This is a genomic window from Horticoccus luteus, from assembly GCF_019464535.1.
Lineage (GTDB): Bacteria > Verrucomicrobiota > Verrucomicrobiia > Opitutales > Opitutaceae > Horticoccus > Horticoccus luteus.
This window is the reverse complement of the sequence record NZ_CP080507.1, coordinates 3,170,229-3,185,907: the sequence shown is the minus strand read 5'-3', so window position 1 is coordinate 3,185,907 and position 15,679 is coordinate 3,170,229. Positions and strand designations below refer to the sequence as shown.

Sequence of the window (15,679 nt, the reverse complement as noted above, 5' to 3'; positions counted from 1 at the left end):
CCCGACGACTGCGCGGGGACGAAAACAAAACAGCCGCCTCAGGGGAGGCGGCTGCAAAACGGACGGCGCGGACGCGGAATCAGGCGGCGCGGCGGCGGAGTTGACGACGGCGGAACAGCGCGGCGGAACCGGCGAGAAGACCGGCCAGCGCGGCGTAGGTGGAAGGCTCGGGGATCGCGCTGGTCTCGCCGGCGAGAATGCTTTCGTTGGCCACGGTGTTGTAGGCAAAACCGTAGAGGGTCATCCGTTTGTCCTCCGCCGTAGAGGTTTGGATATTCACTTTGGCCCACCCGTAGTGATAAACGCTGTCGTTGCCGAAACGCAGGCCGACGTAGGTGGCACCTGAGGTGAAGTCATAAACGAGCGACGTGGCGCTGAAATCAGCCATGCCAGGCACAGTGTCGCCACTGGAATAAGACTTAAGAAAAGGGCTGGAAGTCTGGACTGCAAAAGAGGAATCACCGACGCCGATGAATTGCGGTTTCATGTCGGACGGTTGCACGAAGACCACCTGAAATTGGAAGCTGTCGGTGGAGCTGTAGGAAGCGCGGCCGGTGTTGCCGACGACATCATCGATCGCGGCGGAAAAATAGAGGCTGGTATTTGGTCCGGTGGGGGTGATGGCCAAGCCCGAGCCGAGATCGGTCGAGACAATCGCGGCGCCGGCGTGGCTAGCCAAGAGCGCAGCGGACGCGGGGACGGCGACGCCGAGCGTTTTAGCGAAAGACGAGCGAGGAATGGCGGGCATCACTCATTTAGATGGAAAGGCCGCCGACGCCAATCAAGACGCTTCGCGGGCGGCCGCGGTAAGCGGGTGGCCGATACAATCTTATCGTGACAGAAAAGTGCGGATGAGGCGCACGCCGTGTTGGATTACGTGTGCGTCGGAGCGCCGCGCCCAAGCGAGCATCTCGCGGCGAGCGGCATCGGTGCTGAAGATCGCCTGCTCCAATCCGGCCGCCCGCATGGCGTTGGTGCCGTGCGCAAGCAGGGCCAAAAAGCAGGGCGAGCGGCGGAATTTTTCGCGCACGACGAGGGCGTTGGCGACCATGAGATCGTCCAAGCGCTGCACGAGCAGCAGGCCGGCAATTTCACCAGCAGAAATCGCCACCGCGCTCAGGTCGGGATCGAAGGCGACGCCGGCGGGAAGCAAGGCGGCGGCCTCGGGCAGGTTTCGCGCTGCGTCAACATCGGCTGACGTCGGGGGGCGCAGAAGAAATTGCGAGTGAACCGCGGCGGGCGGCGGCGCAAGCCGGGCGAGCACTTGGGACCGGGTCACGCGCCACATGACGACTTCGCCGTTAAGTTGAAAGCCGGCGGCGGAGAAAAGCGCGTGGAGGGAGCTTCCTTTTTCGATTTGGACAGCGCTGTGGAGGACGGTGACGTGGTGCGCTTCGGCGTGGTGCAGGACGCGTTCGAACAGCCGAGACGCATCCGGATGCACGTCGAACGGCGGCAGCGCCGCGAAGGACACGCCGCCGGATGGAGAGAGTGAGGCGGCGCCGATCAGCGCGGCGCACGAGGCGTCGGCGAAGGCCAGATGCAGGATGTCGCCGGGCGACCACCGGACCGCGGGAAACGTCGTAGCCACCTGCGTCAAATCGGCGGGGCGACCGAGGCGCAAAAAGGCGGGTCTTTCGCGCGTGATGACGGCGATGCGGCGGACGGGAGGAAACTGCGGATCGAGCCAGGCCGCCGAAAGCGGGAAGGGCAGCGCCCAAGTGGAATCGGTGGGTAACCGGGCGTCGAGTAGTGTTGCGAGCGCCTGGCCCAAGGCGCGCGGAGAAGGTATTCTCGGCAGGCGGTCCGCGGGGAGATTCGGCGCGGCGAGCAGGCTGAAACCGGCGGCAGCAGCATGTCCAGCGGAGCAGAGGAGAAACCCCGTTTTGTCGTCCGCCTGCTGGCGAAAATCATGCAGCAGGAGGTCGAGCAATTGAGCGGCGGCGGCGAGGGCTTGCGGAAGGGCGGGCGAGGACGAATAGAGGAGGGAGATGTCGCGCGTTAACGTGACCGGGAGATAGATCAACGCGGGCGGTGAGTCGGCGAAACACGCGGCGATGGCGGCGTTGTGCGAGGAGTAGAGGCAGGCCAGCGCGGCGCGGAGCGGAACGTCGTCGCCCTCCCGTGGCGGAAAAAAACGCAACGTCGTCGCGGCGATGTCGTCGGGTGAAATGACGTCGGTGGGCGCGAGGTGCGTGCAGGTGCAATCCGCGAGGGCAACGCCGGCGGTGGCGAGGTCGTTCAAGATGGACGGCAACGGCCAGTCCGTCGGCGGGACGTGGGGAAACGAATACTGCCGGCCGGTGGCGGCGAGGCGCGCGAGCGCGGGGAGCTGGCCGCTGCGCACGCGCGGCCGCAGGTCGGCGGTGGTCGCGCCGCACCACTCGACGACGATCCACCGCGCGGCGGTTGCCGGATCTCCGCCCACGCGTTAAAACTCCATCCAAGCGCTGCCGCCGCCGGCGTCGATGACCGAGATCGGGCAGGGCAGCCGGGAGCGCAATTCGGCGAACGCGCGTTCGATGGCGGGGAGGCTGTTGCAGTCGCGACTGACGTGCGTGAGAAAGATCTGCCGCCATTGCGGGCTGGCAACGGCGGAGAGGAGTTCGCAGGTGGCCTGGTTGGAGAGATGGCCGTGCCGGCCGCCGATGCGCTGTTTGAGCGACCACGGGCGATGCACGTCGGCCTTCAGCATGTCGGCGCAATGGTTCGACTCGACGACGACCACGTCGCAGGGGCGGATGGCTTCGTGGATGTTTTGCGGCGCGTGGCCGAGGTCGGTGAGAAACGCGAGCCGGCGCGGCGGGTGGAAAAGATCGCCCTCGAAACCGGTGGTGAAGCGAAAGCCGACGGGTTCCTGCGCATCGTGAGGGACGGCGAAGGTTTCGATCTCCAGATCGCGGAAGATGAAGCGGGCGCCGGTTTCGAAGATCTGCCAGTCGGGCCGGTGTTCGAGGCCGGACTGAAGGACGCGCGCGGTGGCGGCGTTGGCGAAGATTTTGAGGTGGGGAAATTTTTTGAGGCCGTCGAGGCCGGCGGAGTGATCACCGTGTTCGTGGGTGAGGAAGACGGCGTCGATGCGGTCGAGGGATTCGCCGACGGCGGTGAGGAGCTGGCCGAGTTTGCGCGCGGAAAAACCGGCATCAACGAGCACGCGGGTGGACTCAGTCTGGAGCAGAGCGGCATTGCCGGAGCTGCCGGAACCGAGGATGCAGAAACGCGTGGCCATGGACGAGGCGTGATGAAGACTCGGGGCGGCGCGCCGCCAAACAAAAACGGCAACGAAAACGCCGCGCGGGGCACGAGAGCGATGGGGCGCGAGCCGGAGCTGCGGAGGATTCCCCGTGCAGGCGATTGACCGAGCGGGGATTTGTGCTACTTCTGCCTCTCCATGCCACGACGTTCTGCTGCCGCCAAATCTGCGCCGCGTCCTGCGCGCGCCCCGGCGCCGCGGGTCTTGCCCGGCACGGTCTACATCACGCGGCAGGTGCATTTCAACGCGGCGCACCGGCTGCACAACCCCTCGAAGAGTCAAAAGTGGAACGAGGAGAAATACGGTCTTTGCACCAATCCCCACTGGCACGGGCATAACTATGTGTTAGAGGTGACGGTGGCGGGAGAACCGCAGCCGGACACCGGTTACGTGCTCGATCTGGCGGAGCTCAAGCGGGTGCTGCAGCGGGTGATTCTCGATCGTTGCGACCACCGCAATTTGAACGAGGAAGTGGAATTTTTGCAGGGGCTCATCCCTTCGACGGAGAATCTGGCCATTGCGTTCTGGAACGAGATCGAGCCGGCGCTGCCGGCCGGTCGCCTGCACCGTTTGCGCCTTTACGAAACACCGCGTAATTTCGTGGAATATTTCGGCGCGCAAGCGCCTGCCGCCAGCTAACTCCGCCTTCGCGGGGCTACGGTTATCGTCACAACCGCCTGGCGGCGTTGCCTAAAAACGACCATGAGCAAAAAGAAACCCATGTATCTCCATCGCTCGGCCGACGGCGCCGAGCCGAAGGTCAAGCGCGGCTACGATCGCAAATTTCGCGTCACGCCGGCGTATCGCGCCACCCTGCCCGACATGATGGAGGCGGCGCACGACGCGATCCAAGGGGCGAACGTGCCGATCCAACAGGTGGGCGTTTCCAATTTCAAACTGCCGCTCAAGTTTCGGATGAAGAGCGGCAAGCTGTTGACGCTCGAAGCGAGTGTCACGGGCACGGTGTCGCTGGAAGCCGAGTTGAAGGGCATCAACATGAGCCGGATCGTGCGCTCGTTTTATGAGCACAAGGACGCGGTGTTCACGGGCGAATGGGTGGGGCGGATTTTGAAGGCGTATCTGCGCAAGGTGGAAAGCAAGGCGGCGCGTCTGAAGATCGCGTTTTCCTACCCGTTGCTGCAGCAGAGCCTGCGCAGCGGCCTCGAAGGCTACCAATTCTACAAGGTGGCGTTCGAGGGCGTGATGACGGCGGATGGCGAATACCGGCGGTTCATCCAAGTGGACTTCGTGTATTCCTCGGCGTGCCCGTGCTCGGCGGAATTGACGGAGCACGCGCGCGACCAGCGGGGGGCGTATGGCGTGCCGCATTCGCAGCGCAGCAAGGCGCGGGTGACCGTGGAGGAAGTGCCGGGCAAAAAAATCTGGATCGAAGAGGTGATCCAACATTGTCAGGCGGCGCTGGCAACGGAGACGCAGGTGATGGTGAAACGCGAGGACGAGCAGGCGTTTGCCGAGCTCAACGGCGCGCACCTGAAGTTTGTGGAAGATGCGGCGCGGCTGCTTTATCGGGAGTTCGAGGGCGATGCGCGCATCAAGGATTTCCAAATCGCGTGTTCGCACTTGGAATCACTGCACTCGCACGACGCGGTGAGCGTGATCTGCAAAGGGGTGAAAGGCGGATTCGTCGCGGACTACATGGATTTCGGGTCGCTGATCTGCTGAGGGGGTCGACGCGGTGGGGTGAAGGGAAATTTCTCGCTGGAGCTTGAGGCGCGGAGATTGGAGTTTCGCGCCATGAGCAAACCAGTCGTGGTGATTACGGGCGCATCGCAGGGCATTGGCGCGGCGATGGCGCGGGAGTTCGGATCGCGGCTCAAGGGCGTGCGGCTGGCACTGGTCGCCCGGAATGAGCGCAACCTCGCGCGGGTGGCGGCCGCGGCGGTAAAGCGCGGGGCGAAGGCGGAGATTTTTCCGTGCGATGTGAGTGACGACGCCGCGGTGGCGGAGATGGCGGCGGCGGTGACGAAGCGCTTCGGCGGGGTGGATGTGTTGATCAACAACGCCGGCACGTTCACGGCGGCGCCGTTTGCGGAAACGACGGTGGCGGCGTTTGACGCGATGATCGGCGCGACGTTGCGCAGTGCGTTTTTGGTGACGCGTGCCTTGCTGCCCGGAATGTTGGCGCGGGCGAGTGGCGACGTGTTTTTTATGAGCTCGGTGGCGGGCCTGCAGGCGTTTCCGGGTGACGCGGCGTATTGCGCGGCGAAGTTTGGGGTGACGGGGCTGGCGAAGGTGTTGCGGATGGAAACGAAGGAGCGCGGCGTGCGCGTCTGCTGCGTTTATCCGGGAGCCACGTGGTCGCCTTCGTGGGCGGGGAGTGGCATCGACGAGGAGCGGATGATGCCGGCGGCGGATGTGGCGCGCGCGTTTTTTGAGGTTTACCAGATGACGCGCCGCACGGTGGTCGAGGAGATCGTGTTGCGGCCGCAGCGCGGCGATTTGTGAGCGCGCGCGCGGCGATCCAACCGCCGCGCGAAAGCGGCGGCGCTCCGGGACGACGGACTACATTTGCTTCGCGGCTGGATGATCGGCGTCAGGTGCTGACTCCGCCGGGGCCGCCGCCGCGGGGATGAACTCTTCGCGCACGGCCTTGGCCAATAGTTCCGGCGGCAGCAGGCCCTGGCTCAAGATGAAGTCGTGGAAGGCCATTTCGTTGAAGCGGTCGCGAAGGACGAGTTCAGTCTGGGCGCGAATCTGGCGCAGGCGCAGGTAGCCGTAGTAATACGACGTGGCCTGGCCCGGAGCGCGGAAGGTGTAACGGTCGATCTCCTGTGTGGCGAAGGGCGCGGAGAGACCGACGTCCGAAACGAGAAATTGCTGCGCCGCCTCAGGCTTCATGAGGCCGAGGTTGAGCATCGGGTCGAGAAAGGCGCGGGCGGCGCGGTGGAGGCGGGCTTGCAGGGCGAAGAGCTGCCCTTCGGGTGGCTCGTATTGTTTCATCACGGCTTCCATGTAGAGCGCCCAGCCTTCGACGTTGGCGCTGTTGAACGCGAATACGGCGCGGGGCGTGGAGACGCCTTGCTCGACCATGGCGGAAAATTGCAATTCGTGGCCGGGGCGGGCTTCGTGCGCGGTAAGCGTCCACGCGTAGGCCTTGGTGGTGAAATCGTCCTGCAGTTCGCCGGGGTGGGCGGCATTGGGATTGGTGAGAGGGAGGACGATTTCACCGTATTCGCCGGTGTTGCCGAGGAGACGGGGCGGATTGAGATGAGGGGCGGGTTGCGAGGCGGACTCGGCCTCCGAGGCGAGGCGGATCACGGCGGCGCGCTGGGGCAGGGTGACGATGTGGTGCTCGGCGACGAGGTGTTCAAGCTGGGTGAGGATGTCGTGGTAATAGGGCAGAATCGCGGCGCCGGTGATCTGGTCTTTCTTCAACTCGCGCAGCACGGCGCGATAATCGCTGGAAGGAAAATGGTGAGCGGTGGCGATGCGTTGCGCGAGAACCTGCATCTCGTCGCGAATTTCAAGGAAGCCAAACAGGCCGCGGTCGATGAGTTCCTGCGGCGACATTCTGACGCCGTAGTTCTTGAGGTTGTCGGCGTAGATGGCCGCGGGGAGTTGGTTGGTCGGGCGGGCGCGCGGGATGATTTCGCGGCGCACCCATTCGTCGTGCGCGCGGAGCTGGGCGGCGAGTCGGGCGTGGGCGTCCTGCCAGCCGTCGAGTTGCGCGGCGGTGAAAAGTTGGGCGATGCCGGCGATGAAGCGCTCGGTGTTGCCGAGATCCTTGTTCACCGCGACGACGTAGGGCCCGGTGAGATTTTTCGTGGTGAAGCGTTCGGTGCTGCGCGCCTCGGCGAGCGTGACGAGGGGTTCGGCGCCGGCGAGGCCCGCATAGTGTTGGAGACGGACAAGGGCGCGCTGACGGCGCTCGGGCTTGTTGCGCGAGTCGAGCAGCACTTGCAGGCCCTCGAAGACATTTTGGGCGACGCAGGTGTAGGGCAGCATCAGCTCGTGATTGAGCCGGGAGGAGTTGATCTGGAGTTCGACGTTATCGACCAGAATCTCCAGATCCTGGCGGACCTTGGCGTTGGTTTCCGGCGGGATTTTGGCCTTGAGTGCGGCGAGGAGAATCTCGGCATCGGCGAGACTGCGTTCATAGACGCGCGGTTTGAGATCGGTGACCTCCGGGTCGTATTGTTCGAGGCCGAGATCGGAACCGTATTCCGGGGCGTAGCGGCCCAGATACTCGAGGACGGGCACCGCGTTTTGGTTGGATGTTTGCACCCAGGCGGGTTGCGCAGCAAAGGCGAGCGAAGCGCTCGCGACCAACAGAGCGAGGAAGCGGTAGGGGGTCGTCATAGGAAGAAATCAGGGGAAAACGGCGGAACTTTCAGGAGGCCAACGCAGGCAGGCAAAACGAGGGGATGACGGCCCCCGTATTTTGCAAGATTGGAGGTGAGCGGTCTTGCAAAGGGCGGCGCCGCGAGGGGCGGAAAAAGTCGTCGAAAAGAGCGGATCGCGGGGTGACAAGGCTTTAGGTGGGAGCGTTCGGGTTGGCACGCAGGCCGCTTATCTGGGAGCTATGAATTCGGTCAACGCGTGGGGATTTTTAGGGCTCGGAGCGATCATGCAGCTTTTGCCGGCCGCGGCGCCGGGCTGGTTTCCGGCCGGGGCGGACGGGGCGAGCGCGCAGGCGCTCTGGTTGCAGCTGATGGGCTGGGTGCAGAGCGCCGTGGCGCTGAGCTACTTCGGCGCGCTCGGCTGGACGCGCTTGCAACGTCAGGCGGCGCGTTGGCAGCTGGCCCGCGAACGGCGCGCCGGGCCCGTGCTGTTGCCGGCGAATCGCACGGCGGGCGCACGCTAATCCGAACGCCACGCAAAGAAAAAAGGCCGCGAAAACGCGGCCCTTTTTACGGGGAGCGGAGGAGGATGTTGAACGTCAGCCGCGAGCTGGGGATGGCGCGGGCGTGCGTTGCAGGGCGGGACGATTGAGCTGGGTTTCGAGCGACACCGGGGCGGAGGACGGGCGGCGCCGGACGACGCGTTGGAAGAACAGATTGTTGGGAATCTGGAGCAAACTGCCGTCATCGCACCGCAGCGTGGTGTAGATGAAATTCATGTCTTCAACGCGGCCCTTGACGTCCTCGCCGGCGAATCCGACCTCGTCGCCAATCGCGAATGGGCGCGAAAGCAGAATGATGAACGTGCAGAGGGTGTTGCTCAGCACGCTCCAGACCGCGACGAAGCCGATGGCGACCATCGCGAGCACGGTGGAGAGAATCGTCCACAAGCCGCCGAGGCTGAAGCCGAAGACATTCAAAATGAGCACGAGGGCGGCGATCGCGATGAGCACGCGCATAATCTTGCGGAAGGGCGCAACATTTTCGTGCGAGAGACTCGTTTTGTTCGAGAGAAGCGTGAGGGCGCGGTTGACGACAAAGCTCAACGCGAGGGCGCCGAGGATGACGAGAAGTGCGACCGGCAGGGCGGCCAGCAGACGCGGGAGGTATTGTTCGAAGTGTTCGAGGTGAAGGGATGACAGGTTCATATAAATTTATGCGGAGGGCGTTGCGGAGGTGTAGGCGGGAGTGGCGCCACGTTGAGCGGCGACCCATTCGCCCAGGCGGCAAGCGGCGGCGAGAATCCGGGGCTCGCTGGCGCGCGCCAGCAGGCCGGCGATCAGGCGAGCGAGAAATGCATCGCCGGCCCCGACGGTGTCTGCAACCGCGACCGGGCGGGCTGTTTCCCAGTGCCAATGGTCGTCGCGCAGGAGGCCGGCGCCGCGGTCGGCGGCGGTGACCACGACGAGCGGAACGGCGAACCGCTGCTGCACGTTGCGCGCGTGCGTTTCTTCGGAGCCGGGAGACTCGGTGGCACCGGCGAGGCGGGCGGCTTCGGCGGCATTGAGTTTTAAAACGGTGGCGTGCGCGGCGAGTTCGGCGACGACGGCGAGATCATCGAAGGGCGCGCGCAGATTGATGTCGAAGACGCGCCACGCGGTGGCCGGGAGCGCAGCGAGCAGGCGATGCAGGGTCGCGCGGTTTTCGGGGGAGCGCGCCGCGAGCGAACCGAAGACGAGCACGTCGGTCGAGGCGGCGAGAGCCAGCGCCGCGGTGGGCGCGGGGATGGCATCCCACGCGACGTCGCGGACAATATCGTAGTGCGCATCGCCGGTCGCGGTGATTGCGGCGCGGACGTAGCCGGTGGGGCGCGCGGGATCGGTGGCGATGAGGTCGACAGGGATTTTCCAGTCACGCAACCGGCGCAACAATTCGCGGCCGAGCACATCGTCGCCCACGGATGAGACGGGATATGTTGTGAGGCCGAGGCGGTGAAGGTGATAGGCGACGTTGAACGGTGCGCCGCCGGGGAAGAGACCGTCGGGGAGAAAGTCCCAGAGAATTTCGCCGAAGCAGAGCGCGCGCCGTCCGGCGCCCGCGGGCGCCGGATTTGTCGTCGGAGAAGGATCACTCATCGGCGAGATGGTCGGGGTCGGCTTCGATTTCCTGGCAGGCGCGGACGAACGACGCGGCGGACCAGGCCTGGTAGGCTTTGCCCATCGGGCGGCCGGTGACGCCGTGCGCCCACTCGTTGAACTCCCATTCGTCGCGCCGGCCGAGTTGGTTCAGTTTGGCGAGGCGGAGGAGTTCGCGTTCGGCGACCTCATGGAGGCCGAGGCGGTGAATGAAGCGCACCCACATGCCGCCGACGAACGGCCAGATGCCGCCGTTGTGGTAGTGATGGGGGAGGTTGAGGAGGTTGACGGTATAGTAGGCGCGCCAGTCGGGATCGCCGGATTGCACGACGGGATAGAGGTTCGCGACGGGGTAAGGTTCGTTGACGCCGACGCTCCACATGAAGCGGAAGGCGGTGCGCGCGCGCTCGATGTCGAGGAGGTTCATGAGAAACCCGAGCACGTTGCCGAAGACGTCGCAGCGCCAGTTGAAGGCGAACGGGGTGACTTCGGCGATGAGGTATTGGGTGTCGCCGAGGCTGAACTGGCGTTCGGCGAAACGGTTCGCGGTTTCGGGGAGGTTGGCGGCGGGGCGCGTGTGCGGCCAGAAGGTGTCGATCACGCGGCCGCGGATGTGTTGCGACCAGCGGAGGTAGTCGCTGGCGCGTTCGTATTCGCCTTGAAACTCCAGCAAGCGGCCGAAGCAGACGTTGGCGCGAAACCACAGGACCTCGTCGTAGAGGACGTTGTAACTGCGGCCGAAGAGATCGGTCCAGTCGCCGGCTTCGGGGATTTCGAGGAGGCCGTCGTTGTTACTGTCGTGCGCGCTGATCCAGTCCATTGCGCGCTGGAGTCGGGCGGCGTGCGTGCGCAGAAAGTCGAGATCGCCGGTCTTCTCGACGTAGTTGTAGAACGCGATGATGACCCACAGGCCGCTGTCGATGGAGCAGATATTGCCGACGCCGGCGTAATCCGGCACGCCGTCGTCGAGGCGGACGTTGGCGGGAATCTGGCCGTTGACGGCGATGGCGCGGAGAAGCGTATCGAGGGTGCGGCGACCGGCGGAACGGATGTCGTCATCATCGACGTCGAGGGTGTTGATGAGCGTGATGCTGCCATCGCGCGCCCAGACGCTGCGGTAGTTGGCATCGGTGCCGGTGACGGTGTTGTCGGCGAGCGAGCAGGCGGAGAAGCCGAGGGGCGTGATGTTGCGGCGGAGGGCTGCGAGCGCTTTTTCGTAGGCGAGGCGGAGAAACGCCTGGTCGTCGGGGCCGAGCGAGCCGAGGCGGGTGCCGGTGAAAAGCATCTTGAAGGCGCCGCGGGACGAGCGCGCGGCGTGGACGGTGTCGCGGACGAGGGGCGATTGGGCGATGACGCCGTAGTGGCGCAAGCCGTCGACGACGCCGTCGGCCATGACCTGGCGGCTGCAGTAAACGGGAATTTCGACGACGTCCTCGAAGAGTTCGGGTTGGGCGTTTTCGACGACGATGCCGCGCACGCCGGGCAGAAGAAACATGCTGCTGTCGTTGCCGGTGTCGCCGGCGACGAGCACGCGGTCGAGGGTAAGGTCGAGGCGTTGACACAGCCAGCGGAGCGCGGCGCCTTTGGCGGCGTTTTTCGGGAGAATGTCGAGGTCGCGCAGGCTGGAGTAAACGATGCTCACGTCGAGGCCGGCGGCAGTGAATTGATCGGAGAGGCGGGTGATCGTGGCGCGATTGGCGCGTTCAAGATACCAACTCGACTTGAAGGGATGCTGGTATTGGTTGGGCTGCGGCCGGACGCCGGGAAACGCTGCGGCGATGGCGGCCACGCGGTCGCGATCCCAGCCGAGGGCGAGTTCGCCATCGAAATCGTGGAGCGCACGGCCGGCGCGCGCGTCGTAGATCTGCGTGCCGACGCCGCCGATCAGATAGTCGGGCGCGGGGAGTTGCTCGGCTCCGAGGAGTTGGTCGAGGTCGCTGAGCAGGCGGCCGCTATTATAGACGAGGAGGGGGCGTTGCGCGGCGGGAATGCCTTCCCAGGCGAGTTTGAAGCGACGGGTCGATTCCGGATTCCCGAGGAGGGTGTTATCGAGATCGCTGCTGAAAAGACGAATGGACTGGGTGTCGGGCATCGGGAAAGTCGACCGCGGTGGGCCGGGTGGGTTCGGAGTTGGAGGAGGTTCAATCGCCGTCGTTCCACGGTTCGTCCCATTCGTTGTCGGCAAAGGCCTGGGGTGTGGGGCGTTCTTCGACGAGGCTGATGAGTTGCTGGGCGATGCCGGTCCACGTGAACAAGCTGCGGGCCTTGTGCGCGCCCATGCGCGAGAGTCGCAACGCGAGGCCGGGATGCCGCAGGATTTTGACGATGGAGATGCCGAGATCCTCGCGATCAAAGGTGTCGGCGTAGAGCGCATGCCGGCCGAACGTGACGGCGCGAAAGAGGCCGCCGTGGGTCGTGATGACGGCGGGCGTGCCGCAGGCCATGGCCTCGATGGCGGTCATGCCGAACGGTTCGTAACGGCTGCTCAAAACGAACACATCCGCGGCGCGGTAATAGTCCGCGAGTTCGGAATCGGCGATGTAGGTGCCCCACGTAACGCGGTCGTCGATGTTAAGGCGCACCGCGAGTTCCTTGAGCTCCTGCAGCAAGGCGCGTTCGTCACTGCTGATTTCCATGCCGCCCGCGGCGAGATGCAGACGGGCGTCGGGGATGCGGCTCGCGACAAGGGTGAACGCTTCGAGCAGGAGATCGTAGCCCTTGTTACGCGCGAGACGGCCGAGCGCGAGGACGACCTTGCCTTCAAAGCCGAGACGCTGGCGGATCGACGTGCGGGAGGCGGCGCTGACGGGATAGTAGCGGTTGTCGTCGTAGCCGGGCGGGATCATGTGGACCTGGCCGGCCGGCGCACCGTAGTCGTGCACGAGCATGTCGAGTTGGGGCGGCGTGGTGGCGACGACGACGTCGCACGTGCGGTAAAGGAGCGTCTCCTGCCGGATGCGTTCGGCGAAATTGTATTTCTGCTCGAAGTTCTCCGCATCAGTGGGGAAATCGCGCTCCATGAGCTGCTTTTTCCAGACGCCGAGCGAGTGGGGCGTGTGCACGTGCGGCACGTCGAGCGCCTCGGCGAGGCGTTGGGTGGCGCAGCCGGCGTCCCAGTAGTGACTGTTGAAAAAGTGATAGTTCAGGCGGTGAAGGTGGATGAAGCGCAGGGCGCGCTCGGCCCATTCATCGAGGTGGCGCTGCAGGTATTCCTTGCCGATGAAATCGCGGCCGCCACAGGGGATGCGGATGACGCGGACGCGCTCGGTCATCACATCGATCTCCGGTTGGTCCTCGAAGCGGCGGGTCCAGATATCGACTTCGAAGCCGAGTTGGCCGAGCTTGCGGGCGAGCTCGAGAACGTAAACAACCTGACCGCCCGTGTCGGCCGCGCCGAGCGGCGGCTCGGCGGCGACATAGCCGTGGGTTGAAACCATGCCGATGCGCGGCAGGGAGGACTCAGGAAAAAGAGACATGCAAGAACAGTGGGTTACGCATCGGGGCTGAGTCGGCACGAGATGCAGTTGACAGAGACCGGAGGCGAAAACCTGCGGCGCACCGGAAAGTCCGGCGCAATTGGCGTCACAACGATGGTCGTTGGCCTGCGCTGCAGAGTTGAGCGCGGCAGAACGTTAGCGACGTCGGACCATAAGACGCGCGGCGGCCGGCGGAGCCAAGGGAAAAATTCGGCGCGCTAGTTTCGCGCGGCGGCGGAGGGAGCGAGACTGGTGCGCCGCCAGATGGAGATGGGGCCGAATTGCTGCACGCGTTGCCATGTGCCGGGCAGATGCGTTGCGAAGGCGGGTTGTTCTTCGTAGTTGAACAAGCCGGCGTAGAGCTCGCCGCGGTTCGTGCGCAGATAGTCGTTGAGCGCGGCGTAGTTCACGGGCGTCACTTCGCTCCATTGCACGAAGGGACGATCGCTGTAATGAAAAACTGCGCCGCTGACCTGGCCGGCGACGAGGACGGCGTGGGGCGGAAGGGATTGCTGGACCCAGCGCGCAACCTCGCGATAGGGGCGTTCGCCGAGTTCGATCTTATGCACTTGAAAGTGCCAGCCCCAGGCGATTTGCCAGACGAGGGCGGCGATAAAGAAGAACGTCGTGAGTGGCACGCGCAGGCACCGCGCGCTTTGCCAACGGCGCGAGGTCTGCACCGAGCCTTCGAGCGCGAGGGTGAGGGCGGGCGCGGGCCACTGTTGCCACACGAGCGCCGCGCCGATGAGGAGCGCCGGCATCGCGGGCAGCAGGAAGCGCAGATACCACCACGTTTCGTGGCTGAAATAGTAGGCGGAGTAAAACAGCACGAACGCGCTGGCCCAAACGCCGAGCAGCCGCTTGGCGCGAACGGAAGCTCGCGCGGCGGGCAGCAGCAGGAAGAGGGCGACGGCGGGCGTTAACACGACCGGGATCCATTTGGCGAAGTGGGCGAGCGTGGGGCCGATGTAGGACCAGCGCAGCGTGTCGGCGATGTTGCCATAACCGGTGGCCAGAGCTGAGCCGTAGAGGTGGCGATTGAAGGCGGCCCACGCCAGCGCGCCGGGCAAACCGCACCAGGCGAAGACCAGCCAGCGACGCCACGCAAGGCCGAGGCCGAAAGCGACGGGCAGCAGGAGAAGCGCATTGGCGGGACGCACAAATACCGCGACGGTGACCGCCAGCGCGGCGAGCGCGGCCCAGCCAACGTGGCGCGGGCTGCGCCAAGCGCCGAGGATGGCGACCAGCGTCCACGCGGTCGCAACGAGATCGCTCATCGGCTGCAACGCGTAGTAGAGCGTCAACGGCGACAGCGCGAAAAGAGCGGTAAGCGCGGCGGCCGGACGAGGATGGACGCCGACGTCACGGGCAATCCGATACAGGAGGGCGATGACCGCGAGCGCCGTGAGGATGTTGAGAACGACGGGCGCGGCGTCCAAACCGGTCCAGCGTCCGACGGCGGCGTAGTGCAGCGGCAGTCCGAGCGGGTAGGTGGGGACCATCTCCGCGCTGTCAGGGCCGGGAATAAACGCGACGGGGATGAAGGCTTCGCGGCGGAAATGGTCGGCGGGAAAACCGGCGGGCACGCGCGCGGTGGCGGTGAGCCGGCCGTGGAGGAGGAGTTGCGCGCTGTTGAGGTAACCGGAGGAATCGGCGCCGCCGGCGTAGGGCGAAACATACCAGGCGAGAAAGAAGACGTAGAGGCCGAGAGCAGCGAGCAGGAGAAGCGCGCGAAAGCGCGACCGGAGGGCGAACCACAATCCCGGCGACCGACCGTCGAGAAAATCCAGCCTCATGGAGATTTTGCCGCTGTCAGTCGGGCGAGGAGTGTCGCCGGGATGTCGGCGCCGGCGGTTTGGGCGCGAAGGATTTTCTCGCGGGCTCCCGCCAAGTCCCCCTGGTCGAAAAGCGACATGGCCCAGCGTTTCCAGCCGTTGGCGTAGGTGGGATCGCGTTGCGTGCTGTCGGCAAACATTGCGTTAGCGCGGGCGAAAAGGCGGTCGCGTTCTGCGCCGTTTTCGCGCGGAAGCGACTTGGCCTTCCAGGTGAGTGCCGCGCCCGTGTCGGAAAGCACCGCGGGGCGTTGTCGATCATCGTGGCAAAGGGAAAGGGCCTTGTCGAAATGCTCGAGGGCTTCGTCAAAGCGATCGCGTTCGAGGGCGACGCGGCCAAAGCCCCAGAAGGCGCGGAAATTTTCCGGATCGAGAAGCCACGCCTGGTTGTAACGCCGCATGGCGTAGTCGAAGTTGCGTTGCTGGAAAAACCGGTCGGCTTCATTGGCCCAGGCGAGACTCGCCGCCTGGCGGTCATGGCCAAAAACCGCGGCGGCCCGGCGGACGAAATCCGCGTCGGCCTGTTGCAAAACCGGCGGGCGCGGGGTGCGGGGCTGGCCATACATTGCGACATTGTCGATCCGCACGAAGCCGCCACCGGATGGCGGTGATCCGCAGCCGGCGAGGCCGAAGGCGACAGCGACAGCCGAGGCGGCGAACGTGAGCCGTCGAAGCGACATGG

14 protein-coding genes are annotated in these 15,679 nt (G+C 65.1%); 4 read left to right on the top strand and 10 right to left on the bottom strand.

Annotated features, from left to right (window positions below):
- Positions 1 to 79 precede the first annotated feature (79 nt).
- From K0B96_RS13085 to K0B96_RS13075, 3 genes are all read right to left on the bottom strand, one after another.
- Entirely contained in the window at positions 80 to 748 is a 669-nt protein-coding gene (locus K0B96_RS13085; protein WP_220161334.1) for a PEP-CTERM sorting domain-containing protein, read from the bottom strand.
- An 81-nt stretch (positions 749 to 829) separates the two neighbouring features.
- Positions 830 to 2,428 (bottom strand): hypothetical protein, encoded by a 1,599-nt coding sequence (locus K0B96_RS13080; protein WP_220161333.1) that lies wholly within the window; start codon positions 2,426 to 2,428, stop codon positions 830 to 832.
- A gap of 3 nt (positions 2,429 to 2,431) precedes the next feature.
- Positions 2,432 to 3,229 (bottom strand): MBL fold metallo-hydrolase, encoded by a 798-nt coding sequence (locus tag K0B96_RS13075; protein WP_220161332.1) that lies wholly within the window; start codon positions 3,227 to 3,229, stop codon positions 2,432 to 2,434.
- A gap of 162 nt (positions 3,230 to 3,391) precedes the next feature.
- Here K0B96_RS13075 and K0B96_RS13070 point away from each other — a divergent pair, with 162 nt between their 5' ends.
- The 3 genes from K0B96_RS13070 (at position 3,392) to K0B96_RS13060 (ending at position 5,719) form a co-directional block, all read left to right on the top strand.
- The gene (locus K0B96_RS13070; RefSeq protein ID WP_220161331.1) at positions 3,392 to 3,892 is read left to right on the top strand and encodes a 6-pyruvoyl trahydropterin synthase family protein; all 501 of its coding nucleotides are present in this window, start codon (positions 3,392 to 3,394) and stop codon (positions 3,890 to 3,892) included.
- A 63-nt stretch (positions 3,893 to 3,955) separates the two neighbouring features.
- On the top strand, positions 3,956 to 4,936 hold the full coding sequence (gene folE2 / locus K0B96_RS13065) for a GTP cyclohydrolase FolE2 (protein WP_220161330.1): 981 nt from the start codon (positions 3,956 to 3,958) through the stop codon (positions 4,934 to 4,936).
- A 72-nt stretch (positions 4,937 to 5,008) separates the two neighbouring features.
- A complete protein-coding gene (locus K0B96_RS13060; RefSeq protein ID WP_220161329.1) occupies positions 5,009 to 5,719 on the top strand; it encodes an SDR family oxidoreductase in 711 nt (236 codons plus the stop codon).
- Positions 5,720 to 5,776: 57 nt separating this feature from the next.
- Here the strand turns inward: K0B96_RS13060 and K0B96_RS13055 are convergent, their stop codons facing one another.
- A complete protein-coding gene (locus K0B96_RS13055) occupies positions 5,777 to 7,573 on the bottom strand; it encodes a DUF885 domain-containing protein (RefSeq protein ID WP_220161328.1) in 1,797 nt (598 codons plus the stop codon).
- A gap of 223 nt (positions 7,574 to 7,796) precedes the next feature.
- On the opposite strand from K0B96_RS13055, the gene K0B96_RS13050 reads away from it, so the two are divergent.
- Positions 7,797 to 8,078, top strand: coding sequence for a hypothetical protein (locus K0B96_RS13050; protein ID WP_220161327.1), 282 nt, complete (start codon positions 7,797 to 7,799; stop codon positions 8,076 to 8,078).
- A gap of 75 nt (positions 8,079 to 8,153) precedes the next feature.
- Here K0B96_RS13050 and K0B96_RS13045 read toward each other — a convergent pair whose 3' ends face one another.
- The 6 genes from K0B96_RS13045 to K0B96_RS13020 all read right to left on the bottom strand — a co-directional run bounded on the left by K0B96_RS13045 (position 8,154) and on the right by K0B96_RS13020 (position 15,677).
- On the bottom strand, positions 8,154 to 8,762 hold the full coding sequence (locus K0B96_RS13045) for a mechanosensitive ion channel family protein (protein WP_220161326.1): 609 nt from the start codon (positions 8,760 to 8,762) through the stop codon (positions 8,154 to 8,156).
- A 6-nt stretch (positions 8,763 to 8,768) separates the two neighbouring features.
- Positions 8,769 to 9,689: a PfkB family carbohydrate kinase gene (locus K0B96_RS13040; protein ID WP_220161325.1), complete on the bottom strand. Its 921-nt coding sequence runs from the start codon at positions 9,687 to 9,689 to the stop codon at positions 8,769 to 8,771.
- Positions 9,682 to 11,781: an HAD-IIB family hydrolase gene (locus K0B96_RS13035; protein ID WP_220161324.1), complete on the bottom strand. Its 2,100-nt coding sequence runs from the start codon at positions 11,779 to 11,781 to the stop codon at positions 9,682 to 9,684. The genes K0B96_RS13040 and K0B96_RS13035 overlap by 8 nt, the downstream gene beginning before the upstream one ends.
- Before the next feature lie 49 nt (positions 11,782 to 11,830).
- A complete protein-coding gene (locus tag K0B96_RS13030; RefSeq protein WP_220161323.1) occupies positions 11,831 to 13,165 on the bottom strand; it encodes a glycosyltransferase in 1,335 nt (444 codons plus the stop codon).
- 218 nt (positions 13,166 to 13,383) lie between these two features.
- On the bottom strand, positions 13,384 to 14,961 hold the full coding sequence (locus K0B96_RS13025; protein WP_220161322.1) for a hypothetical protein: 1,578 nt from the start codon (positions 14,959 to 14,961) through the stop codon (positions 13,384 to 13,386).
- Positions 14,958 to 15,677: a tetratricopeptide repeat protein gene (locus K0B96_RS13020; RefSeq protein ID WP_220161321.1), complete on the bottom strand. Its 720-nt coding sequence runs from the start codon at positions 15,675 to 15,677 to the stop codon at positions 14,958 to 14,960. The genes K0B96_RS13025 and K0B96_RS13020 overlap by 4 nt, the downstream gene beginning before the upstream one ends.
- Positions 15,678 to 15,679 lie beyond the last annotated feature (2 nt).

Coding starts and splice junctions, on each gene's coding strand:
- K0B96_RS13020 (WP_220161321.1), bottom strand. CDS start 15,677: ATGTCGCTTCGACGGCTCACGTTCGCCGCCTCGGCTGTCGCTGTCGCC.
- K0B96_RS13055 (WP_220161328.1), bottom strand. CDS start 7,573: ATGACGACCCCCTACCGCTTCCTCGCTCTGTTGGTCGCGAGCGCTTCG.
- K0B96_RS13050 (WP_220161327.1), top strand. CDS start 7,797: ATGAATTCGGTCAACGCGTGGGGATTTTTAGGGCTCGGAGCGATCATG.
- K0B96_RS13085 (WP_220161334.1), bottom strand. CDS start 748: ATGCCCGCCATTCCTCGCTCGTCTTTCGCTAAAACGCTCGGCGTCGCC.
- K0B96_RS13070 (WP_220161331.1), top strand. CDS start 3,392: ATGCCACGACGTTCTGCTGCCGCCAAATCTGCGCCGCGTCCTGCGCGC.
- K0B96_RS13025 (WP_220161322.1), bottom strand. CDS start 14,961: ATGAGGCTGGATTTTCTCGACGGTCGGTCGCCGGGATTGTGGTTCGCC.
- folE2 (WP_220161330.1), top strand. CDS start 3,956: ATGAGCAAAAAGAAACCCATGTATCTCCATCGCTCGGCCGACGGCGCC.
- K0B96_RS13075 (WP_220161332.1), bottom strand. CDS start 3,229: ATGGCCACGCGTTTCTGCATCCTCGGTTCCGGCAGCTCCGGCAATGCC.
- K0B96_RS13035 (WP_220161324.1), bottom strand. CDS start 11,781: ATGCCCGACACCCAGTCCATTCGTCTTTTCAGCAGCGATCTCGATAAC.
- K0B96_RS13040 (WP_220161325.1), bottom strand. CDS start 9,689: ATGAGTGATCCTTCTCCGACGACAAATCCGGCGCCCGCGGGCGCCGGA.
- K0B96_RS13060 (WP_220161329.1), top strand. CDS start 5,009: ATGAGCAAACCAGTCGTGGTGATTACGGGCGCATCGCAGGGCATTGGC.
- K0B96_RS13030 (WP_220161323.1), bottom strand. CDS start 13,165: ATGTCTCTTTTTCCTGAGTCCTCCCTGCCGCGCATCGGCATGGTTTCA.
- K0B96_RS13045 (WP_220161326.1), bottom strand. CDS start 8,762: ATGAACCTGTCATCCCTTCACCTCGAACACTTCGAACAATACCTCCCG.